The sequence below is a fragment of the Bradyrhizobium sp. WSM1743 genome, assembly GCF_000473065.1.
Taxonomy (GTDB): domain Bacteria; phylum Pseudomonadota; class Alphaproteobacteria; order Rhizobiales; family Xanthobacteraceae; genus Bradyrhizobium.
In genome coordinates this window covers 42972-65972 of record NZ_AXAZ01000035.1, presented here as the reverse complement: position 1 = coordinate 65972, position 23001 = coordinate 42972, and the positions used below count along the sequence as shown (strand labels likewise).

13 protein-coding genes and 1 pseudogene are annotated in these 23001 nt (G+C 56.5%); 13 read left to right on the top strand and 1 reads right to left on the bottom strand.

The features are described 5' to 3' along the window. Positions 1-181 precede the first annotated feature (181 nt). The 13 genes and pseudogenes from YU9_RS44675 (at position 182) to pimD (ending at position 20742) form a co-directional block, all read left to right on the top strand. Positions 182-598 carry a TauD/TfdA family dioxygenase gene (locus YU9_RS44675; RefSeq protein WP_156952020.1) on the top strand — a complete coding sequence of 139 codons (417 nt, stop codon included), beginning with the start codon at positions 182-184 and terminating at the stop codon, positions 596-598. A 984-nt stretch (positions 599-1582) separates the two neighbouring features. Further along, positions 1583-2677 carry a KamA family radical SAM protein gene (locus YU9_RS0120970; RefSeq protein WP_027574567.1) on the top strand — a complete coding sequence of 365 codons (1095 nt, stop codon included), beginning with the start codon at positions 1583-1585 and terminating at the stop codon, positions 2675-2677. 123 nt (positions 2678-2800) lie between these two features. After that, on the top strand, positions 2801-3661 hold the full coding sequence (locus tag YU9_RS0120965; protein ID WP_027574566.1) for a MaoC/PaaZ C-terminal domain-containing protein: 861 nt from the start codon (positions 2801-2803) through the stop codon (positions 3659-3661). A 1107-nt stretch (positions 3662-4768) separates the two neighbouring features. Next, a complete protein-coding gene (locus YU9_RS0120960) occupies positions 4769-5629 on the top strand; it encodes an acyl-CoA thioesterase II (protein WP_027574565.1) in 861 nt (286 codons plus the stop codon). Between the two features lie 648 nt (positions 5630-6277). After that, positions 6278-7453: a Xaa-Pro peptidase family protein gene (locus YU9_RS0120955; RefSeq protein WP_036017690.1), complete on the top strand. Its 1176-nt coding sequence runs from the start codon at positions 6278-6280 to the stop codon at positions 7451-7453. Beyond that, positions 7450-8610: a M20 aminoacylase family protein gene (locus YU9_RS0120950; protein WP_027574563.1), complete on the top strand. Its 1161-nt coding sequence runs from the start codon at positions 7450-7452 to the stop codon at positions 8608-8610. The genes YU9_RS0120955 and YU9_RS0120950 overlap by 4 nt, the downstream gene beginning before the upstream one ends. A 582-nt stretch (positions 8611-9192) precedes the next feature. Continuing rightward, positions 9193-10692 carry an aldehyde dehydrogenase gene (locus YU9_RS0120945; RefSeq protein ID WP_063623731.1) on the top strand — a complete coding sequence of 500 codons (1500 nt, stop codon included), beginning with the start codon at positions 9193-9195 and terminating at the stop codon, positions 10690-10692. A gap of 746 nt (positions 10693-11438) precedes the next feature. Further along, positions 11439-12359: a TauD/TfdA family dioxygenase gene (locus tag YU9_RS0120940; protein ID WP_027574561.1), complete on the top strand. Its 921-nt coding sequence runs from the start codon at positions 11439-11441 to the stop codon at positions 12357-12359. Between the two features lie 658 nt (positions 12360-13017). Then, complete coding sequence (locus tag YU9_RS0120935; protein ID WP_027574560.1) at positions 13018-14151, top strand: mandelate racemase/muconate lactonizing enzyme family protein; 1134 nt, start codon at positions 13018-13020, stop codon at positions 14149-14151. Positions 14152-14904: 753 nt separating this feature from the next. Further along, positions 14905-15753, top strand: a complete 849-nt coding sequence (locus tag YU9_RS0120930; protein ID WP_027574559.1) for an acyl-CoA thioesterase II — start codon at positions 14905-14907, stop codon at positions 15751-15753. Positions 15754-15991: 238 nt separating this feature from the next. Continuing rightward, positions 15992-17078 (top strand): annotated as a pseudogene (locus YU9_RS42090) (IS256 family transposase). 1151 nt (positions 17079-18229) lie between these two features. Next, positions 18230-19417, top strand: coding sequence for a pimeloyl-CoA dehydrogenase large subunit (pimC, locus tag YU9_RS0120915; protein WP_027574557.1), 1188 nt, complete (start codon positions 18230-18232; stop codon positions 19415-19417). Positions 19418-19599: 182 nt separating this feature from the next. Next, positions 19600-20742: a pimeloyl-CoA dehydrogenase small subunit gene (gene pimD / locus YU9_RS0120910; protein ID WP_027574556.1), complete on the top strand. Its 1143-nt coding sequence runs from the start codon at positions 19600-19602 to the stop codon at positions 20740-20742. Positions 20743-21581: 839 nt separating this feature from the next. Here the strand turns inward: pimD and YU9_RS0120905 are convergent. Then, positions 21582-22355: a CmcI family methyltransferase gene (locus tag YU9_RS0120905; protein WP_027574555.1), complete on the bottom strand. Its 774-nt coding sequence runs from the start codon at positions 22353-22355 to the stop codon at positions 21582-21584. Positions 22356-23001 lie beyond the last annotated feature (646 nt).

The following is a 23001-nucleotide window of genomic DNA, read 5'->3' as shown; positions in this document are numbered from 1 at the left end:
CCCGACAGTGATATCGACCAAATGGAGGATGAGGTCGTCTTCTGTGCCGGCCGCCCAACAACTCAGTGCTGTGGGGCCCAGGGCTCCCACCTTTCGGCGCGGACATCGCTTGGTCGAGCAAGGCGGCCGCCTATCTTGACTTTCCCAATCCCTACGGTGGTTGGCTGATAGCCTTTGGGCTGTGAGCTACGCCGCATTCGATCCCACTGCGACAGAGAGGGCCACCATCAACAAGAGCGGATCGGGCGGCGTATCTACCGGAATGATCCACGAAATGACATATCCATTGGTTCGTGTTCATCCCGAAACCGGCGAACGTATGCTCTCGCCTGGTCGTTCCGTGCAGGATTTTTTCGGCCTGCAGCGCGATCCCAGGCAAAAACTGTTCGAACTGCTGCAATCCTACCTTCTCGCGCCGCGGAACGCTCTGCGCTGGAAATGGGAATCCGGCGACGTCGTAATCTGGGACAATCGCGCGACTGAGCCGTACCCCCTCAACAAAATCGGCAATCCTTATTGGGCCATGGACCAGCGTGTAATCGGCGCCGGCGTACCCCACATGAAACGGCCGAAATCACGGGCCGCTAAAGCTGCCTAGCGCAATCAGCACGTCCGAAATTCGTACGACGCCGGCCAGCAACTGAGTTGCTGCCCGGCATATCAAACGGTGCCGGCCTTCTTGTTCTCAGGACCGCTAACCGCCGCGGGCAAGCTGCTTCTTGTCCGCAGAATTGCTGAGAAGGCGCGAGCAGTCGATGCTATTCTCGTGTGGGAGCCGAGTACAATGCGAGCCGGCCCTTGCCTATCGGTGCTGGGGCGTTGAAAAGCTGGAGCGCATCGAGCTTGGCGATGCCGCGCGTTTGTAGGACCACGGCATGGGCGCGCTTGCCGCGCAATGGCCCTTGGGTTTGCGAATGTCATCTCGGCCGGATTGAGATCCGAGCTGTGGGACGGCAGAAATAATCGTGGCGCTCCGGCGCCTGACTATGAGGCATGTAGCCTCTTCATTCGAGGCTCGGCAAACTGTGAGGACTCACCGCGTCGCTCTGGCGCACCACGGGGAAAAGGTTTGCTACCCTTGGGCCGCGAACCACTCGGCGTTGACTCGCGCGTCGAGCACGAGGCGCATCAAGCCCTTCGCAGATGCGGTCCGCAGGACCGTGGTCGTCTTCTTATGGCGGTTCGGCGCATTGCCATGGCGCATGCGCCGACATCGGCCCGGGGCGTAACGACGTCTGTCACGCTTGTCGATCGTCAAAACTGCTTTGCTGTGCCTTTCCTCAAACCGCCCTGATCACCTAAATCAGAAGAGCCTTCCTATTGGCCACCTCAGCCAGCCTTGAAGATAATCATGGTTCGCCCGACTTGCATTATCCCTTGCAATTCGCTCGATGGCTGCAACTTAGGCCGCTATGGTCCTTCGCGGCCATCTAGCGCGAGTACCAGTGCGCTCTTCTCAATTATCGAGTCCGATAGGCATCACCACACTAGGTAGGTATCGATCCACTGATGGTGCTGTATTGTAGACGAGAAGGATCGCATTGAATCTAAAACGCGCTGATAAGCGCGGAAGAGGTGCGCTATGGAAACCACAGCTAGTCAGCTGGATCGCAGAGCACACGGCTTGAAGTTCATCGAAGAAACGCGCGTCGTGAGCGAAAGTGAACTGAAAATTAGCAACATCACGCCTTATCATGTCACAAAGTCTTATCGTGAACAGATCATCAAGAGCGGGTACTACGATCAGCTGAAATACATTGTCGAGCCCTCAATCCAAGAGTTCGACAGTCCAGGCACCTTGGACACGAGCGGCGAGCACGACAACACGGTCGTGCCGGGACTCCAGCACAAATACGCCCAAACTGGCTTATTGTTGGTCACGGAACGCTGCGGTTCATACTGCCGTTACTGCTTTCGAAAGCGCATTGTAGGCAAAGTTTCGGATGAAATCGCACCCGACTTCGGTCGGGTCGCGCAGTATATTTCTCACCATCCTGAGATGACGAACGTACTTCTTTCCGGAGGTGACCCGTTCGTGCTCAGCACGTCGAATTTGAACAAGATCGTGGACCACCTGCTGCCGATAAAGCATTTGAAGTCGATCAGATTTGGCACAAAAATGCTGGCCTATGCGCCAAGGCGGTTTGATGACTCCGCTCTACCGGCGCTGTTCCAGCGTATCCACAAGGCAGGCAAATCCCCAATCATCGTCGCGCATTTCGATCACATAGGTGAGATATCATCCGGCGCGGAGCACCGAGTTCGAGCTTTGCGAGCACAGGGCGTGCAATTCCTTAACCAATCGGTGCTTCTCGCCAAAGTCAACGATGATCCCGAGATATTGGCTGCGACCTTCGCCAAATGCCACGAAATCGGAGTGCGGCCCTACTATTTATTTCAAGCGAGGCCGGTGAAGGGCGCCTCACACTTCCAAGTCGCACTGGGGCGCGGACTGGAAGTTGTGCGCGGTATCAACCAACGTCTGAGCGGGATCGAGAAGACGTTTAAATACATCATGTCCCACTACACAGGAAAAATAGAGATATTGGATTTAGGACAGGATGGTCGCGTGTATATGCGATACCACCAGCATAAAGTTCCCGAGAAGATCGGTAAGATCTTTTCGCGACCGCACGTCGCGACAGCCTGCTGGCTTGATGGTATGCCCGAACAATGAGGTCTGCGGCACGCCCTCGTTCGTGGGCGACGAACATGGAGCATCTGCTGTACGCGCGCCGCCCCACGAAGCACATCAAGTTGAGTCCCGACGCGTCTTGGGCTCAATGATAGAAAGGCTCGGATGCCCCTCGACTATCCCGCTGCACTGAACTTGAAGACTTATGGAACTCCCTATTCCTGGACTGACAGAGAGGTAATGCTCTATGCGCTTGGGGTGGGCATGGGCTCAGATCCGTTAAATGAGGAGGAGCTGCAATTCGTCAATGAGGCATTTGCAACTTCAAAGCCACTAAAGGTGATGCCGACGTTCGCGTCCGTCTGCGTTTGGGGCGCACGCCCCGGAGTCATTGATCTGAATCGGGTCATGGTCGTTGACGGCGACCGGGACATCACGTTTCACAAGTCCATGCCCGTCGCGGCGAACGTGACAGCGGACGCGCGCGTAATGGGAATTTATGACAAAGGCAAGGACAAAGGAGCGATTATTCAGAACGAGGTTATTGTCAGAGAAAAGGGCGGTGACAAGGTCGTCACAATCGTTTCATCGACCTTCGCGAGGGGGGACGGTGGCTTTGGCGGGCCATCGGAGGGTATGCCCGAGCCGCATCAAGTGCCCCGCCGACCACCAGATAGATCACTCGATATTCCAACCCGACCCGACCAAGCTCTTATCTATCGTCTTTCTGGTGACCGAAACCCTTTGCATAGTGATCCGGAGTTCGCCTGTCGGGCGGGTTTTCCAAGGCCCATTCTGCACGGAATGTGCACGTATGGGCTGACCTGCAGAGCGGTCCTGCAGACCTACGCCGACTACGATCCGTCTGCCTTTAATCGTCACCGCGCTCGCTTTTCGGCGCCGGTGTTCCCGGGCGAAGTTGTTACCGTCAATCTTTGGAAGGACGGTAATTCGATCTCATTCGAAGCTTACGTGCGGGAGCGTCGGGTTACGGTCGTCAAGAATGGGCTGACGGTGCTGCACTGAGCAGGGGGCGGACTGTTCCTCGCACCTATTCGGCTGCTAGTTCTCGCGGAAAAACCGAAGGTCCGACGCATAGTCTGCATGGATGGGCCGCGCGGCGCCAATTTAACTAACCTGAGATGGTCGCGAGCACTTCAATTGCGGCCTTCGCGCGCGGACCATCCCCACTGATCGCGCGCTTGGGCGTCAACAGCGAGCGCGGTAGGCCCTTTCGCCGTTCTCTGAGCCAGTTAGACGGCGCAGGCGCCGCCGAAGCGATTTGAACTCTCTAAAGAAGTGGGGCAGGCTTGCAGATCCGAAGCATATGCGCGCCGAATTGCCGCTCGCCGCATTGAGGATGGCGATCAAGAGGTCAAAAGTCAGGTGCCGATCTGGTTTGTCACTCCGATCGCGGCACCCAAGAGAGTTCAACGTTTATCGCCAAGCGCTGCAGGCCGCGGGCATCCGGCCTTAGACGAGCCGCAAATCCGACCTAGACAATGCGCCGGTGAAATGCGTCTTCCCCATGCTCAAGACCGAATTGGTTCATCATCGCCAATATGCAATCCGCAACGATGCTGAGCGCGGCATCTTCACGTACACTGAGGGCGGAATCATCACCGGACCCTCTGCAATCTGCTATATAAACCTGGTCGTCATGGAGCTGCAAAGTCGCCTAAACCGCGTCGCGTTAGTCGATCAGGACTTCCTTGAGCCGTTGCCGCTAAGACCTGCGGGGTCTGGATGCAGATCAAATAAGGGCTCGCATCGTGTTTCATGTAAGCCAATCGCATCCCAGCTGTTTGCTTCACGACGTGTTCGGAACCAAACGCTCACAGTACTCCGAGTGTTGACGCACAAGAACTTCCTCATTGTGCATCTCGTCGGCTGATGCGGGGAGCGGCACACCGATTGCATCAGCCTTAAATGATCATCATAGCCGCTACGGCAGTCGCAAGTTCCTCGGTGTGAATTGTCGCTCGTACGGTGTGCTGTAAGCGGAGAAGCAGTCCGGCTACCGGACTCCGAAACGCGGGTTGCAAGGATACTTGATCTCTCGAAGGCCCACGACAACGGTCCCCATGATCGTACCGCACCAGCGATGACGCTGAACTAGCTAAGAGTTCTTGAATGCAAAAAAGCAGGATCGACCTTGCAGCCATTCTCGATCTTGACTCGATCGGGGTTGACCTATTTCTTGGCAAGAGCCCAAACGTCGGCGAACAACGAGTATTCGGCGGTTTAGTCATTGGTCAGGCGATGTTTGCAGCATGTCGCACAGTCGAAGCCAGGCTGCCGAATTCGCTCCATTGCTATTTCCTCCACACTGGGGATCCTGAGGTACCCCTGATCTACAGGGTCGAGCGCCTACGCGATGGCAAGAGCTATTCGACACGGCGCGTCACTGCGACCCAGCACGGTAGCGCAATCTTTTCGATCATGGTCTCGTTCCACAAGGGCGAAGTAGGGGCGTTCGAACACCAGGATAAAATGCCTGCGGTGCCAGCGCCCGAACATTTCGCAGCCGAAAAGTTGTCGAAGATGCCCCTATATGCCGATCTGCCCGAAATTGTCCGGCGCTACTATGAACCGGATCGTCCAGTCGAGCTTCGTCCCGTTGAGATCGGCAGGTATGTTGGCGAAAGAATCGAGAACGGAAGGCTGCACATGTGGATGAAGGCCGCGCAAAAGCTGCCCGACGATCCGGCACTGCACATATGCGCACTGGCCTATGCCTCGGATTTGACGCTGTTGGATGCCGTGATGGCACGCTACGGGCGCACACTGTTTGATGGACGCATCTTGTCCGGAAGTCTTGACCATGCGATGTGGTTTCATCGTCCTTTCCGGGCCGACGACTGGCTCCTCTACGCCAAGGATTCGCCAAGCGCGCAGAGCGGACGTGGTCTCGCCCGTGGGCTGATCTTTAGGCGCGACGGCACGCTTGTGGCTTCGGTCGCCCAGGAGGGCTCGGTGCGCGAGCGACGCTGAGCTTACGCAAACGAGGAAATAAGTGGCTTGCGAGAGCAACAGCGGCCATCGGACTGGCCGTGCTGTTTGTTATTCATCTGCCTTCGCAAAAAACGAAGGAGTGGATCAACGACCATTTGATACCCTGGAGATCTCGTCGCCTCGATTGCAGCAGTCGAAGTCTGCGATCTTAGTCCTTACTTTTCATCACCATAATCGATCGTGCCGTCAGTCATCACCCTTCGCACGCTGGTGCCGACCATGCTGTGTATTGCACGATCATTACGGAGGGCTGTTGGAATCGCAGCGTTCCTCGTGAAAAACTCCAATCGCGCACTGGCCCTGCGATGTGCTTCGCAATGCCTTTGGGTTCGAATATGCCCGTGACAAAGTCCGATCGTTTCGGCGCCTTGTGTGTAGTTAAGCAGGTGCTTGGCTCAGACATGATCCTGACCGTGCTAGCTGGCCTGAATGTTTGCCGGTCAGCTCTGAAACTACTAAACCCGGCAGTTGTTTGCTGCGCCTCCGAGCGCTTCAATGTCTGCTACAGACGGGTTGGGGCGGCAAGGGCGGATTAGAAGGCGCTGTATCCAATCGCTGAGTGTTCGACGAGAGCGTGTGCTCGAGAGAGAAGTCGCAGGCGCGGGATCGCCGAAGCTGGAGAGTTCTATGCTCACAACGACAGGTTCGGAAATCCCTTTGGCGGGGCCTCCATTCCCAAGGTCGGAGTACGATCGCCGACAGCGGAAGGTACTTGAAGCGGTAGCGCGCGCCGAACTTGACGCAATTGTGGTTACCGCTATCGGCCACCTCAGATATCTTTCCGGTTATCACGGAATTGGCGGGTACTTCGCTCCGTTCCCTTTAATTCTAGCACCGGGGTGCGCACCGGTTTTCGTCGCAAGAGAGTACGACGCCGAGGCTGTCCGTGCCGAAGGATGCGTTGATGAGGTCATTTGTTATAGGCAGGCCGGCGATATTGCTAAGACCTGTGCCGAGGTTCTACGCCAGCATCGGCTGCATGATCGGAGGGTGGGTCTCGAATTAGGATGTTGGAATCTTGCACCTGCCGATGTGAGTGCAGTACAAGAATTGTGTCCAAGCATGAAAATTGCCGACGCTTCCCATTTAGTTGCATCAGTCGCCGCGGTCAAAAGCCAGCTTGAGCTCGATGTGATGCGTCAAGCAATGACAGTAACCGATCTCGCTGTGCGAGTGTTTCGCAACTCGCTTTGCGAAGGCATAACCGAATCTGAAATGTACGCTATCATAGCTCGGGAAGTCGGCAAGGCTGGCGGCGAAATATGGCGATCCGCTACCATCGTGTTCGGCGATCGGACGAGGATGCCGCACGCTGTCCCGACGCCTCACGCAATCCGAAACAATGAACCTGCCATGATCGAGATTGGCGGCGTCAAGCATGGCTATGCCGCAGGACTAGTCCGAAGCGGTGTGCTTGGCCAGCATCGTGAGGCCGAATCATTGCACGCTCTTGCGGTCGAAGCCCTCGAATCCGCCGTTGCCGCAATCAAGCCGGGGGTAGCCGCGAAGGTCGTGGACGCCGCGGCGCGCAAGGTGATTGAGCGATCTGGACGGCCAGGGGCTTTTCGCCATCGTACCGGGTACCAGACTGGTATCCACTGGACTGAACGCGGAAACCTTAGTCTGGAGCCTGCCGCGAAAGATATTTTAGAGCCGGGAATGACCCTTCATCTTCCCATTATCTTGTTTGGGGAAACTGGGCGTCTGTTGGGCTGCAGCGAGCACGTGCTTGTTACAGAATCTGGCGCTGAACTGCTCAGCTATACAGATCACAAGCTTTTTCGAGCTGCGGGCTCCGCATGAACAGCATCGAAGCGTTTCGATATCTTCAGCCGGAAACGACTGCTTGGCGCCGCCAACTTCATGAACATCCTGAACTGGAATATCGGCTTTACAACACGGCCGGATTTGTAGCCGAGAAGCTCGCTTCTTTCGGCGTTGATCACATCGAAACGGGGATAGCGGAAACTGGTATCGTCGCCCTGATCGAGGGATGTAAAAACGGGCCGACGATCGCACTGCGCGCGGATATGGACGCGCTTCCGATAATTGAACAGTCCAAGAAGTCCTGGTGCTCGAAAGTACCCGGCAAGATGCACGCCTGTGGGCATGATGGTCACACCGCCATGCTATTAGGCGCCGCGAAATACCTTGCGGCGTCTCGGCGCTTCAAGGGATCGGTAGCCTTGATCTTCCAGCCGGCCGAAGAGAGTGGGGAGGGTGGCCAAAGGATGGTTCAGGCAGGAATCATGGATCGCTTCTCAATAAGCAAGGTGTTCGGTCTGCACAATGTGCCAGGAATAGAAGTTGGCCATTTCGGCATCTGCCAAGGTCCGATCATGGCGGCGCTCGACGAGTTCGACCTCATCGTGAAGGGGCGGGGCGGCCATGCGGCTAAGCCTCACGAGGCCATCGATCCGGTAGTCATCGCGGCACAGATTATCGTTGGGTTGCAAGCATTGGTTTCTCGAAGAACAAGCCCGATGGAGGCACTCGTGATATCTGTGACCAAGCTCAACGCGGCTCAGGCCTACAATGTCATTCCCGACCAAGTAGACCTGGCGGGCAGCGTCAGAACTCTTGTGCCCGGCCTGCGGGAGTTCGCGCAAGGGCAGATTCTTGCAGCGGCGCAGGGCATAGCGCGCGGATTTGGCGCAGATGTCGACTTTGAGTACCGCAGGTGCGCCCCTGTCACGATCAACCATCCAGGAGAAACTGACCTCGCGGTAAAAGCGGCACGCAATTTGGTTGGATCTGCTTGCGTGGATGAAAAGATAAGCCCGCGGATGGGCTCGGAAGATTTTGCCTACATGCTTGAAGCAAGGCCAGGGGCGGTTATCTTTCTTGGCAACGGATCAACAGCTAGCTTGCACCACCCCGGGTATGACTTCAATGATGAGGCCTTGCCTTATGGAATCGGTTATTGGGCAAACGTCGTCGAGACGGTGCTGGCTCTCTGATGTTCACCGGTGACTGCACCACTGCCCATGCGAATCTAGTCAGGTGTAGAGCTACGATAGAATCGCTGGATGCGTCCGATGGCGGCAATAGCTCTTGGGCTCCTTTCAAATCGTGAGCTGCGAGTTGGTGAGATCGCGCTCGATCCTCATTCCGAAAGTTGAGAAGCCGTCGGAGTTGTAAACGCCTTCGCTAGTCAGTCTGGTAAGCTACACGATCGAAGCGACATTGAGCGACGCTCGGCCGTCAGGTGCCGCTGGGCAATGAATCGGATGGCACTGGCGCACTCACGCTTGTTCCGCGCGCCGACTTTGCTAGCCCCCACAGGGCCTAAGTCACGTCGAGCAGTCGCGCGGAGCAGTTGGAAATGCCGGCGGACGAGCTTCGGAACGAGTAGTCGATGGGAGAGCGGACTGAGGACAATTTAACTGCAAGAACTTAAGGCATTGAGCTCAGCCAGCGCCCGCTTCGCGGTCTAAACGATTCCTAGAGCGAGTCGGTTCCGTCCTAGATCTTGGCGGTGGCAAAGCTCGTTATCGGCTCGATAGTGTGAAGTGAGACATCTTCGAGAGGAGAGGTGGGACATGCACGAAGACATCCGAGATCTGCTCCCAGCGGAATGCTTTGACCGAGGCACCCTCTGGATCGGTGGGCAATGGTGCTGTGCCGCGGATGCTGGTTCATTCGCAGTCACGAGCCCGATTGACAATCGGCATCTGATGGTAGCATCGAGGGCGCAGGCCACAGATGCGGATCGGGCAGTGCGGGCAGCTGAGTCCGTCGCAACGTCCTGGGCCGGGGATAGCGGTAAGCGTTCGGCGCTGATGCTCCGCATCGCGCAGGAAATCCGCAAGCACGCCCAAGAGCTTGGAACGATTGAGACTCTCGATAGCGGAAGACCGATCAGCGAAACCACAACAGATTCCGTACAGCATGCGGCTGAGCTTTTCGACTATTACGCTGGCTTAACCGACAAACTGCACGGCAGTACTGTGCCGATGGGTAGCGACACGACGGCCCTCGTCGAGCGGGAGCCATTTGGGGTCATAGCCGCGATTTCGGCGTGGAATTATCCCTTGCTAAATGCAGCTACGAAGATCGCGCCAATCTTGGCTTGCGGAAATACGATCGTTCTCAAGCCGGCAGAGCAGAGTCCGCTGGTTACGGTTCTGCTAGCTGCGCTCATGCAGCAAGCTGGACTGCCCGATGGCGTCGTCAACATCATTACTGGATTTGGGCCCGAAGCAGGCGCGCCGCTCATCACGCATCCGATGGTATCGAAGATTAGCTTTACTGGCTCCATGGAGACCGGTCGACGCGTTGCGGCTCTAGCTGGTGAGGCGCTTAAGGGTGTCATCCTTGAGCTCGGCGGAAAGTCGCCGCTGATCGTTTTCGATGACGCTGATCTGCCACGCGCAGCATCCGCCGCGGTCTTCAGCACTTTCAAGAATGCCGGCCAAACCTGCACCAGCTGCGCACGCGTTCTGGTCGCGCGGCCGTTAATAGAGCATTTTGCGACACTCTGTAGCGCTATCGCAGCAGATCTGCGCATAGGCGACCCATTGAACCCGCAAACTCAGATCGGCCCTCTCATTTCCGCTGAGCAACTTGCGCGTGTTCGGCGGCTTACCGCGGGGGTGGATGGGCGCCATGTTTGCGAGAAGGGCTATCGGCCCGTCCCTGGTGGACATTTCTTCCCGCCTATGATTGTGACGAAGTACGCGTTTGACAGCGATTTTGCGCGACAGGAAATATTCGGCCCGGTAATGGCGGTGCGGCCCTTTGATACCGATGAAGAAGCGTGGCAGCTTGCGAACGAAACTGAGTATGGTTTGGCTGCCTCGGTTTGGACCTCGTCGCTTTATCGTGCCGAACGGGCGCGCCGCTCGGTCGAAAGCGGAATTGTTTGGATTAATTGTGCGCATACCCTCTCCGTTGGCACACCAATTGGGGGGCATAAGGCAAGCGGGCTTGGTGTGGAGCACGGAGTGGAGGCGGTCGAACAATATATGAAGTTGAAGACGAGCGTGCTCATGTCGGGTGGATGGCATAGCCCGTTTGGCATGCGATCCGCTTCGACATAACGATGCGATCTAGCTAAGTATGAGTTGGTCCGGACGCGGACAGAGTATATTTCATCGAAATATGCGCTTCCACGCGCAATACTAGGCGCAGATAGCATGACCCTGAGAAAAAACCGATCCTGATGATCGGTTTGCCAGACTAGATGACTTGTCGCTCGCTCCAGTCGCGTCGACTGACATAACCGACTTACATCTTGTTTGCGGCGCGTCAGATGATCTGACGATGCAAATCGCTAACCAGATTATATGCGGGCCCAGGTTCTTGCAGCGTTGCGCGGACTCACCTCAATTCTGCGATGCACTGCGAGCGCGCTTACGTTCTGCGAAGAGGCGCCACTCAACGCGTTAGCCTTCGCTGTCGCATTTCGTGCAATTCGACAGGACGGCTTCTGCTCAGCTCGTCCGACTTCGGACCAAAATACTGCGGCTCTGGCATGGACCGCATGTCCTTCCGCCTAAGCAGTAGCTGGCACAGCACTTGCTGGGCATGTTGCAATAGCATGAGGCGCTTCCGTGATCGTGACATCCGCCCGAACTCGGACGCATCGAGCTCGTAACTCTTGTACGCACTTTCTGCGAACAGAAGCTGAAGCAGATGTTAGAGCGCTACGTGCGGGGCACCACGGAACGGAAGATACCGTGCGTTCCACAATGGTGTTGCTCGCGGGCTGCCATCGACTTTTAGGGCTCTGACCAGCGGCTGACTAGCTTTATCTAACAAAGAGGCAAAAACCGGAGAAACCACGATGAGCAAAGCAAAACTGGACAACAATGTCACAGGTTTTAACGTCATCAAACGCGCCGCACGCATTGGCGCGGAAGTGGTCAATATAAAGCTTTCGGGAGATTTGTCGGACGAGACGATTAAAGCGATTAACGATACGCTACTTGAGCACAAGGTGGTGTTCTTCCGCGATCAGGGTCATCTAGACGACGACGAGCACGAGCGGTTTGCTCGTCGTTTGGGTAAGCTTGTGCCTCATCCGACGATGGCTGTTTCGAAAGGGACAGCTTCGATGATCGAGCTGAATTCAGAACGTTGCGGTAGTCGAGCTGACTTCTGGCACACCGATGTCACGTTCGTAGATGCCTATCCCAAGATTGCTGTCTTGAGAGGCGTCGTGATCCCACCATTTGGCGGTGACACGGTGTGGTCGAACACCGCGGCAGCTTATCTCGGGCTGCCAAAGCCGCTTCAACGCCTTGCAGATGAGTTATGGGCCGTTCATAGCAATGCTTATGACTATACCGTAATGGGGAATGCGAGCCAGGCGGACAGGCAGCACTTCGATGAGATCTACACCAGAACAATTTATGAGACGGAGCATCCAGTCGTCCGCGTTCACCCCGAAACCGGCGAACGTACACTCGTCCTTGGAGATTTGGTGCTACGCTTTGTTGGAATCTCCAAGTACGATAGCCAGAAATTGTTCGATCTATTCCAGTCTCACATCACGGCGCCCGAAAATACCGTGCGCTGGAACTGGAAGCAAGGTGACGTCGTCATGTGGGACAATCGGGCGACCCAACATTATGCCGTGAACGACTACGGCAATCAGCATCGCGTTGTACGTCGTGCTGTGATCGATGGCGAGGTGCCGGTGAGTGTGGAAAGCCGACGCAGCGTAATGCGCATCAAGTCCGCCAAGCAGGCGCAGGCCTCCTAGGTCAGCTTGAGCAACAACTCATACGCTGATGAAAGCTTGGCCACAGGACGGTAGCATCTGGGGTGAATTTCTCTTGGATTGCGGGTGTCAATCAGATCCAGACGAATGTGGTGTCGTTTTGATCCCGTATCCCTCGGCGGTACTGGTAACTGTCGTGTTCTCCGCCAAGAGGCTTGAAGCAATCGTCGCTGATGCGCGGTAACGGTCTGACCGCTGGCATTGAGGATGCATGCCGGATGCTAGTACATCGTTAGTGCGGAGAAGGGCGGTCTGGCCGTTCAGAAGGGCGTCCCGAGAGAGGCAAGACGGTATCCGTGCCATGCAGCGTAGATAGAGGGCTGATGGAGAGCCGCGGGCCCCAACTGGGGCAGGTGTTCTCCGGCGAGATAGGGGCCTCGCAGGTTGGCTCATAGATGAGGTCAGTAAGGCCGCGCTTCAGGACACGGCGGGATTCGCAGCTGATCGTTACAACCGAACGGAAAAGACTAGGACGGCAACCGCGCTCGCGCCTAACACCGGTCCTCCTGCGAGCACGGATGTACTTGTCAGCACGCTAAGGCTCAAGCTTGCACATTCGTAGGCTGCCGCCTGCTGAATCGTGGTCCACAGACATTCGATTTGTTAGCGGCCCTGGAGTGGGGACTAAGAGGGAACATCTATGAAAATTAAGGCCGTTCGCACGCACATCCTTCAAGCAGAGCTGTCGCAGGCGCTGGCGTGTTCGCGAGGTTGGTTCAGCACGCGCACGGCCATGCTGGTTGAAATCGAGACAGATCGAGGTATCGTTGGCTGGGGAGAATGTTATGGCCCCGCGCGGATAACGGCCGCAGCCGTCGAGCACGTTGCGCCGTGGCTCATTGGAGAAGATCCGGTACGCTCGGACTATCTTTGGCAATTGATCTACGCGCGAATGCGTGATCACGGCCAGAAAGGCGCTGTGATTCAAGCATTAGGCGGCATCGATATCGCGTTGTGGGACATCAAGGGCAAATATTTTGACGCGCCCGTGCATCAGCTACTGGGTGGTCCGCAACGTACCAGGATCTCGGCGTATGCCACCGGCCTGTATCGGCGTAGAGCTGCAGATCCAATCCAATATCTCGCCGAAGAAGCCGCCGGTTACGTCGCCGAAGGGTTTTCTGCGCTAAAGCTTCGGGTCGGCTTCGGTGTGGAGGAAGACGCCGCCGTGACGCGCGCAGTGCGCGAAGCGATTGGGCCGAGTGCAGCGTTGATGATAGATGCAAATCACGCCTATGACAGCATCGCTGCGATTCGGCTCGGTCGAATGATCGAGCAGCACGACGTTCGATGGTTCGAGGAACCGGTTCCACCGGAAGATATTGCCGGTTATCGTGCGGTAAGGTCCGCGCTGTCGATCCCAATTGCCGGCGGCGAATGTGAGTTTACCCGGTTTGGTTTTCGAGAGCTGTTCGTCATGCACGCGCTTGACATCGCGCAGCCCGATACCTGCGCTGCGGGCGGTCTATCCGAATGTAAGAAAATCGCCGACATGGCGGAAGCCTTCGGCATTCGCTACAATCCGCACGTCTGGGGTACCGGGATTGCGATCGCCGCCTCTCTTCAGCTGCTTGCAGTTCTGCCGCCGCATACACGGCCTTCGCTGATGCCAATGGCACCCATCTTGGAATTGGACCGCACGGAGCACCCCATTCGGCAGGCAATTCTTGTTGAGCCCCTTGAGCACGTCCGCGGCGTCATCCAGGTGCCCGAGGGACCTGGTCTCGGTATCGAGGTTGATCGCAAAGCGCTCGCAAGATTTGTTGCGCGCTAGTGCGCCAGTGATCTGATTTGACTTTTGCGTATCCTGATCTACCTGGGCTGGCGGACACTTAGGCGGCTGAATCGCTGGCGCCGAAAAGGTCCAAGGTGCTTTCGTCACAAATGAAGTTGGGTTCCATTGGGGGAAAGCGTCTTCCGAGTTCGCACCTCGTCGTACGTTGGACGATCAAGTGGGACATACAACAGGCTACCATGCTTAAAGAATAGGGGCCAAATTGGAAACGGCTGAAAGTCCTATTCGTTCTTCAAGTGGACAGGAGAAATGCCAGATACGATTTGTTCGATGTGAGCTTCTCAGGATTGTTTCGAAGCAACTCCGGCCAACTCTCGTTGAGACGCAATGGCCTTGACTTCATGCGCGGATGTCGTCCTTGGCAGTGTCGAACTACAGACGTAAATGTCTGGAGCAAACACTGGAGTAGTGTCCCTGTCGGAGACGCGACCCGTTGGCGTCTGTCTCGTCACCAATGCACCAAATCGCCTTGGCGGCACGCCAATTGCTGGGATTGTCAGGATCCCTTAGTGTCATTGGCACGTAGCAGATGGGAGAGTTCAAATGAACTCTCGTTGTCCGATGAGCCACTGCGAGCTTCCCTCTTTGACCGCACTCCAGCATAGGTGGAACAGGTCACGAGACGAGAAAAGGCGCGCCCGTCATTCCAGGGCTCAATCACGGATGTCGAAATGCTGCAGATTAATGGCTGCGCCGAGCCGAAACCGTCGCTGAAGAGCCCAAGGCACATCAATGTCCAAGATCCTGCTCGATCTGCGTGCCATCCTCGATCTAGAGACGATCGAGAGGGACCTATTTCGTGGCAAGGTCGCGGGCACCGGCGCCCGAGTATTATTTGGCGGCCAGGTGATCGGGCAGGCAATGGTCGCGGCATGTCGAGCAGCGGAACGCCGGCTGCCACATTCGCTCCACTGCTATTTTATCCAAGCTGGCGACCCGCAGTTGCCGATCCTTTATCAAGTCGAGCGTTTGCGCGATGACAACAGCTATTCATTGCGGCGCGTGACCGCGCTGCAGTGTGATAATGCAATTTTTTCCGCCATGATGTCCTTCCACGTCGAAGAGAGCGCAGCTTTCGAACACCAAGACAACATTCCGGTGGTCCATCCTCAGGAACAATGCATTGTGAAGGAAAAATTCGGGTGGCCGACGTTTGTCGAAACGCCTCAGTTCATCCGCCGGCACTATGGAATTGACCTGCGCCCCGTCGAAACTGGCCGCTATCTTGGCGAGAAGGTCGTCGATGGCGCGGTTCACCTGTGGATTAAAATTGCCGAAAAACTACCCGATGACGCCGCACTGCATATGTGCGCGCTGGCTTATGCCTCCGATTACTCGCTGCTCGATGCGGTAACCGCGCGGCACGGCCGGGCGCCCTTCGACAGGCGGGTAATGGTCGTAAGCCTCGATCACTCAATGTGGTTTCATCGGCAGTTCCGTGTCGATGATTGGCTGCTTTATGCTCATGACTCACCAAGCGCACAAGACGGCCGGGGCCTTACTCGAGGCCTAATCTTTAGATCCGACGGTGCGCTGATTGCGTCGGTGGCTCAGGAGGGCTCGGTCCGGGAACGACGCTAAGGGTCCTATGGAGAGAGACTGGATTTCTCATCCGCCGGTTCGACCGGATGCGCTATCACTACAGTCCTCCGCACCCGGGAAGTCGTCCTTCTAGCGACGTAGGACTCGTAGTCGCTACGTTCCGAGTACGTGCGGACAGGTAGTGTGCGGGAGGTTCTGCAAAAGCTGAGAGGCTGAAGCGGTCATGGTAAGACCGGTAGTTACGAAGATCACCGCTCGTAGAGGAGCAAGGACCACCATGACCGTGACGAAGATTAGGACGGATGTATCTGCCATCAAACAGCTGTTGGCGTCGGACAAGGAGTTCCTGAAGCCGCTGATCCAGGCGGCGGTGCAGGAGACGCTCTAGGCCGAGATGACCGACGCGTTGGGCGCGGAGAAGAGCGAGCGGAGCGAGGGACGGCTCGGCTACCGTTCGGGCTACTGTACGCGCGCATTGATCACCCGGGTCGGCAAGCTGGAGCTGCGGGTGCCGCACGATCGAGCAGGGGCGGTTCTCGACCGAGCTGTTCGAGCGCTACCAGCGCTCGGAGAAGGCGCTGGTTGCGGCCTTGGCCGAGATGTACGTGCAAGGCGTCTCGACGCGGAAGGTCAAGCAGGTCACCGAGGAGCTGGTGGGCCATGCCTTCTCGGCCTCGGCGATCAGCCCCACCCAACAAGCGGCTGGATGCGTCGCTGAGGCGTTCTGCGAGCGCAAGCTGAACGAGCCGTTCCCCTATTTGATCCTGGACGCGCGCTCCGCGCGCGTCCAGGACGATGGGATCATTGCGAGCCAGCCGGTGCTGATTGCGATCGGAGTCGACTGGGAAGGCCGCCGTCAGGGCTCGCGGTCGAGTTGGCCAACCGGGAGAGCCGGTCGAGCTGGAAGGAGCTTTTGGAGGCGTTGCGGGCCTGCGGCCTGCACGGCGTGGAGTTCGTGGTCTCCACGATCACCCGGGCTGAAGAAGGCGATCGCCGAAGGACTCGCGGGCGCGTGCTGGCAGCGCTGTTATGTGCGCGCACCGCAAGCACATGAAAGTCAAACCAACATGCTGGAACGTCTCAACGAGGAGATCAGGCGACGCACCTACGTGGTGCGAATCTTCCCCAATGCCGAGAGTTGCCTGCGGCTCGTGCGCGCGCTGACGGCCGAGCGTCACGAGGCTTGGCTCGAAGGCCACCGCTATCTCAATATGGATCTGCTCAGGAGCGCAAGAAGGAAACGCTACGCTAGGCGGCCTGACAATGCTCAGGCCCACCAAGGGGATGCACGCCATCCCTCTCCGCCGCCGTCGCTCGCCAGCGCTACGCTTTTGGACAAGCGAGCGACGGCTCCGAGGGGATAGCTCAGCCGGACCCCTTGATCGTTTTTGCTGAACTTGACGCACATAACTGACAGGCACCAGCGTCAAGCGGTGTTCCAGCTTAGGTCAGGTAGCCTCGGGTCCGCGACCACGAGCGTACGCGCGGCAAAGAATAGGTGCTCGCCAGGTGAAGCTAAAGTCTAGTATTTCCCCAGACTGACTGTGATGCGGCTGCGCCACCCCTGAGGCAGTGCGGACGACTAGCACGATGCCGTTTTCAGTGATCTGCCTTTCCGATCTACTGCTCGATCGCAGTTGGCACGTCGATACGTTTGGTTACCAATCTGGATGGGCTTTGCGATCATTAGGACGCCTCCATTACGTCAAACAAGGCGTTGCGCGTCATTGAACGGCTGCACTATGGCGAATCTTGATGTCTTGTAGCTGACGAGAGCTAGCAGACCACTTCCATAACGCTCGGTAATCGAGCGCCGGCAGTTTAAGCGGAGCACGCGCCAGCAAACCTCGCACGAGACGAATGTCGTATTTGACGAAATCGCGACTCATCTATGGCAGTTGTCGCACCTCAGTTCATGAACATGAGGACTGCAGCATTGCAACGGAATGGCTACAGCTCTCAGAGGCGTCGCACCCGAGAACGTGAACACTACTTCCAGACTCATGGAGCGTGGTAGAGTAGCCGTCGCCGAGATTGCGCGAGCAGCCAATTCGAGAAGGCTGCCATAATGTATTCTGGCCCGGGGCATCGCGCGGCTCCCACCTGCAAAAAGCGTATGGTGCTATCAACTACCGTGGGGTCTGATTCGCGCTGTTGTTTGTTGTACCGTTGTCTCCTTGTTGACAATGCCACAATGTCTGTCGCCAGCACGATCATTTGGCCCGCAAGCTCAACAGATCAAGCGCAATCCGCTTCAGCTGCTGGCACGGAGGTTGCTTATGCCTATAGGCAACAAGTTCTTCTGAAGCGATTGGTCCCTTCCGACCCACATCATAGGCCGAACGCGCGAGAGACCAGCCGCCGGGCTGATCAGAAGCCTATCTCGAGTGAAGCAAACAACGGCCTCGTGAGACAAGCTCGCTATCAACTTCAAGAGGAGGGCGGTCGCCATTTCGGAGCGGCCGCCTCTAGGAATTGACCTCGCTCAGGAGTGAACCGCATACAGGAGAAGCCTATGGATCTCGCACTGACTAATGAGGAACATGCGTTCCGCGAAGAGGTTCGGCAGTTCCTGCGTCGAGCCGTGCCGCCGGCAATGCGGTGCAAGCTGGTCAAAGGGGCGCAGCTGCCCAAAGACGAGCTGGTAGCTTGGTGGCGCCTCCTGAACAAGAAGGGCTGGTGCGTCGGTCAGTGGCCGAAGGAGTATGGCGGGGCGGGCTGGACCCCCGTGCAACATTACATATTCAAGGAAGAGCTGCAGATGTATCCGGCGCCAGTGCCACTTGCCTTCGGCGTCGGCATGGTCGGGCCAGTCATCTACACTTTCGGAAATGAGGCACAGAAGAAGCACTACCTGCCGCGGATCGCTAATATGGACGATTGGTGGTGCCAGGGTTTTTCCGAGCCAGGATCTGGCTCGGACCTAGCTTCGCTAAAGACTAAGGCGGAACGAAAGGGCGACAGGTATGTCATTAACGGGCAGAAAACGTGGACAACCTTCGCCCAATATGCCGACATGATCTTCTGCCTTTGCCGCACAGATCCGACGGTCAAGAAGCAGGCCGGCATCTCCTTCATCCTAGTAGATTTGAAGAGCAGGGGCATCACGGTGCGGCCGATCCAGACGATCGACGGTGGCTATGAGGTCAACGAGGTGTTCTTTGATGATGTTGAGGTGCCCGTTGAGAATCTGGTCGGTGAGGAAAATAAGGGTTGGCACTATGCGAAGTTCCTCCTCGGCCATGAACGCACCGGCATTGCACGCGTTGGCGTCTCCAAAGAGCGCGTTCGCCGCATTAGGGAGGTAGCGTCGAAATTCGAATCCGGAGGCCAGCCGCTAATCGACGATCCCGCATTTCGTGAGAAGTTGACCTCTTGCGAAATTGAGCTGAAGGCGCTGGAGCTGACTCAGCTCCGTATAATCGCTCATGAAAGCAAGCATGGCAACGGTATGCCCAATCCGGCGTCCTCGGTACTCAAGATTAAGGGCTCGGAAATCCAGCAGACGACCACCGAGCTCTTGCTGGAAGTGATAGGACCGTTCGCCGCACCTTACGATAAGAACGTCGAGTCGTCAATTGAGGCAACGGATTGGATTGCGCAGATCGCGCCAAGCTACTTCAACAACCGGAAGGTCTCGATCTACGGCGGTTCCAACGAAATCCAGCTCAATATTATCAGTAAGGTAGTGCTCGGCCTTTAACCTTTGTCCTTCGTTGCCCGGCTTTGAGAGTAGGACGACTAGTCTCTACGCGTAGCAGGCGCAGAAAACTCGATCCACGAGAGTGGTTAGGCGAAGGACTGTTCCAGGACCCGTTTCACGCAAGCTGTGCTTGAGAGCGGGCCATTAGAGAACATGCACAGAAACTGTCAGGTACAGATAACATGGATTTCGAGTTCTCGGAGGAGCAACGGTTGCTCAAGGAAAGTTTGAATGGGCTGTTCGCCGAGACCTATAATTTTGAGCAGCGCAAGAAATACATGAAGGAGAAGGGGGGGTGGAGCAAGCTCGTTTGGCAAAAGCTGGCGGAGCAGGGCCTGCTTGGTCTGCCGTTTGCGGAAAGCGACGGAGGCGTCGGAGCCGGAGCGGTGGAGACCATGATCGTCATGGAGGCGCTCGGACGCGCGCTTGTATTAGAGCCCTATTTGCCGACTGTCGTGATTTGCGGTGGTTTCCTGCGCCATGGCGGTTCGGTCGCGCAAAAGGCCGCGCACGTTCCCTCAATCATCGATGGATCGAGGACGTTTGCGTTCGCCCAGCTCGAGAGAAGCTCCCGCTATGATCTCTATGACATCGCCACATCAGCGAAAAAGAGGGGTAACGGCTGGGTGATAGACGGCGAGAAGCTGCTCGTCATCAATGGCCAGAACGCCGACACCCTGGTCGTCACAGCGCGTAGTAAGGGCGCGCAGCGGGACAAGACCGGAGTCGGTGTCTTCCTCGTTCCAACCAATGCGAATGGCATTGGAAAGAAGACCTATCTGACACAGGACGGCCTGCAGGCCGCCGACATCACGTTCACAGGCGTCGAGGTTAGCGCCGACGCCGCGATCGGCGATTCAGAAAACGGAGTGCTGCTAATTGAGCGCGTGATCGATGAGGCCCGTGCCGCGCTCTGCGCCGAAGCCGTCGGCGCCATGGATGAGTCGCTAAAGATCACGGTCGAATATCTCAAAACGCGGACGCAGTTTGGCGTGCTGATCGGCAGCTTTCAGAGCCTGCAGCACCGCGCCGCCGAGATGTTCGTTGCGCTCGAACAGGCGCGCTCGATGTCGATGTTTGCGACCATGGCTACCAATTTCGTTGATGCAGCCAGCCGGGCGCAAGCGGTCGCGGCGGCAAAGGTGCAGATCGGCCGGAGCGGCAAAGTGATCGGTCAGCAATCGATTCAGCTTCATGGCGGCATCGGCATGACTATGGAGGCTAGGATTGGCCACTATTTCAAGCGGTTGACCATGATCGAAAGCACGCTTGGTGATATCGGTTACCACATTCAACGCGTCAATGAGATTGGTGCGCTCGTCTGATCGCTGGAGAAAAGTTGTTTCTGGGATGGATCGCGACGAAGGCGTGTAAGGGCGTTCGAGTCTCGCCCACGTACGCGAACGTTCGAGCCGAAGTGTCCGAGACTTCGGGCCGATGCCAGATCGAACGCTCTACATGAGCTTCCAATGGGAAATGCAACGCCAAATGCGGTTCTAGTTGTATTGAGGATGTCGGCTTCGCGCCGAAGATGAAGACGTAAACCGCGAAGTGTGCATCTTCCGCCGTGTGAGGCAGCACTTGTCGGTATAGATCCGCTCTATGGCTGCGTTGCGGGTCTCTTGAGGCCCCGTCACAGTTTGTGAGAACAGTAATGTTCACTGGCTCGAACTTGGTGTGCAGATCAAGCCGGACGCCGCGAGCCCGGCCGATTGTAGAGACAACGGAGGTCGCCATCCCCAACTCTACCGTAGAGACTATCCCACCTGCCGTCGCAGGGTGCGAGCGCGCAATTTGTCGCAAAATCTGTTCAGATACTGATCACTACTTCCACGACTTTTGCATCCGTCGCGAAGCTTCATTGCAGCCTTCTGGTTCTTGGCTGATCTTCGCAGCCATCTCGTGCGCCGCCCAAGAGGTCTCGCCCAAGAACACTAATGCAGCTCGTCATCGAACGGCGTTGAGCCAATGCCAGGTCCGAACGCTTGCGCAAGAAGCGCGTTGGGATGCTCTTGGAAAATGGAAGGGTATAGATAAGGACTTTTATGCAATAACGACAATCACCAAGTTCGTGCTCGGGCGGCGGCGAGCATCTCCTGCTGATTGTTGTCAGCGAGGCAGTCAGTGCGGGGTTGGCATCGTCAAAAAGGCTGCCAAGCCAGATTTACGATTTTCGAAGCCAGGCATTCGGAGCGCACGTAAGATTCGCGCCAAACGAGTCTGTGTAATAAGTGTCGATCAAGAACCCGGATCGCTCGATCAACTCGAAGCCGTCGATAATTGTCTTGTTTGCTCTCACAGGATTGTCTTCAATCACGTAGTAGTCTCCTGACACAAGAAAGTTGTTTAGATAGGAGAAGGTGGAAAAAATCTTAACGTGCGCGTCATCGATCACAAGCCAAGGATGAGGGAGCGTCTTTAGTAAATCTTCGTCGAAGTTGTTGACGTCCGAAAGATCAACCTGATGAAAGGAGATCAGTGGATGCTTTCTTGCATCGTCGTGAATGCATTCGGTATGCAAATCAAAGGAGTGTACTTCTCCAGTTAGCTCACAAAGCACGGACATGTTGTCGGCAAACCACAAGGCGCTGCCGCCCTGGTATGAACCGAGCTCCAGAATTGTTCTGGGCTGAAGCTCCCAAATGAGCCTGGGATACAGAGCTATATCAAAGGGAGTCTTGAGGAATATTAGCCCCTTGTAAGTCTTCGCCAACGCTCCAACCTTTGTTGAGCGCTTGTCAAAGGTCCACGGATAGATGGATATCATCCAGTCACGTTCAGAAGGCTTCGCAAAGCGGTCAGAATGATCAGCATTCACCACGTTTTTTATTGCCTCGAACATTCCCCACTGGTCTAGAAGTCCATCTGAACTCATTTGCTGAGGGTAGTTCTTGTGGGCGGCCTCCCAAAATGCCTTGTATCCGGCAGCGAGTTTCATAGGTTCTGTCTCCACTACAACGTCCAGAGGGAATTGCCTTCTCACGAAGGTCCACGATCTTGATCGTATTGACTTTATACGGGGGCCGCGGGCGCTGAAACTATTTAAACTGATAGTAGATATCGCCCGGGGCGCGCCATTGCCGCTTACTCGATTCAGCCGGCTTTCGTTCTAGCCTCATGCTTCATCAATATTTGCGTTAACCGCGCGCGTCTGAACGAAGTCGCGCGTGGCAACTACTTTTGCATTACCCGTACATCGCGTCGACTTTCACTTGCGGCGCGGCTCGGCTACCGCTTTGCCCAGTATACCGGCTGGAGCTGCCGCTTGACGATCGAGCGCGCGATCGAATTTCGTCCGCCTAAGATCAAACCATGCAGGGCAGTATACCCATCGCGTGCAGCTCAGAATTTGCGATCTCACGCGCATCGACAAGCCGTATGCCTTGGCGGTATTGCTGGACGGCGGGCGGCAGCTGTGAAATGGAAGCACATTCTCTTGTGCTACCCGATATCAAAATCTCGGCGACGAGCGGCCCGTTGCACCCGGTGAGGAAAAGTCGCAGGTTAGGATCGATTAGCAGAGATCGCGCAAAGACCGAATGCGCTGAGCATAACGCTGTAGGTCCAGCGCAGTGATCGCGGCA

Coding starts and splice junctions, on each gene's coding strand:
- YU9_RS0120970 (WP_027574567.1), top strand. CDS start 1,583: ATGGAAACCACAGCTAGTCAGCTGGATCGCAGAGCACACGGCTTGAAG.
- YU9_RS0120965 (WP_027574566.1), top strand. CDS start 2,801: ATGCCCCTCGACTATCCCGCTGCACTGAACTTGAAGACTTATGGAACT.
- YU9_RS0120960 (WP_027574565.1), top strand. CDS start 4,769: ATGCAAAAAAGCAGGATCGACCTTGCAGCCATTCTCGATCTTGACTCG.
- YU9_RS0120955 (WP_036017690.1), top strand. CDS start 6,278: ATGCTCACAACGACAGGTTCGGAAATCCCTTTGGCGGGGCCTCCATTC.
- YU9_RS0120950 (WP_027574563.1), top strand. CDS start 7,450: ATGAACAGCATCGAAGCGTTTCGATATCTTCAGCCGGAAACGACTGCT.
- YU9_RS0120945 (WP_063623731.1), top strand. CDS start 9,193: ATGCACGAAGACATCCGAGATCTGCTCCCAGCGGAATGCTTTGACCGA.
- YU9_RS0120940 (WP_027574561.1), top strand. CDS start 11,439: ATGAGCAAAGCAAAACTGGACAACAATGTCACAGGTTTTAACGTCATC.
- YU9_RS0120935 (WP_027574560.1), top strand. CDS start 13,018: ATGAAAATTAAGGCCGTTCGCACGCACATCCTTCAAGCAGAGCTGTCG.
- YU9_RS0120930 (WP_027574559.1), top strand. CDS start 14,905: ATGTCCAAGATCCTGCTCGATCTGCGTGCCATCCTCGATCTAGAGACG.
- pimC (WP_027574557.1), top strand. CDS start 18,230: ATGGATCTCGCACTGACTAATGAGGAACATGCGTTCCGCGAAGAGGTT.
- pimD (WP_027574556.1), top strand. CDS start 19,600: ATGGATTTCGAGTTCTCGGAGGAGCAACGGTTGCTCAAGGAAAGTTTG.
- YU9_RS0120905 (WP_027574555.1), bottom strand. CDS start 22,355: ATGAAACTCGCTGCCGGATACAAGGCATTTTGGGAGGCCGCCCACAAG.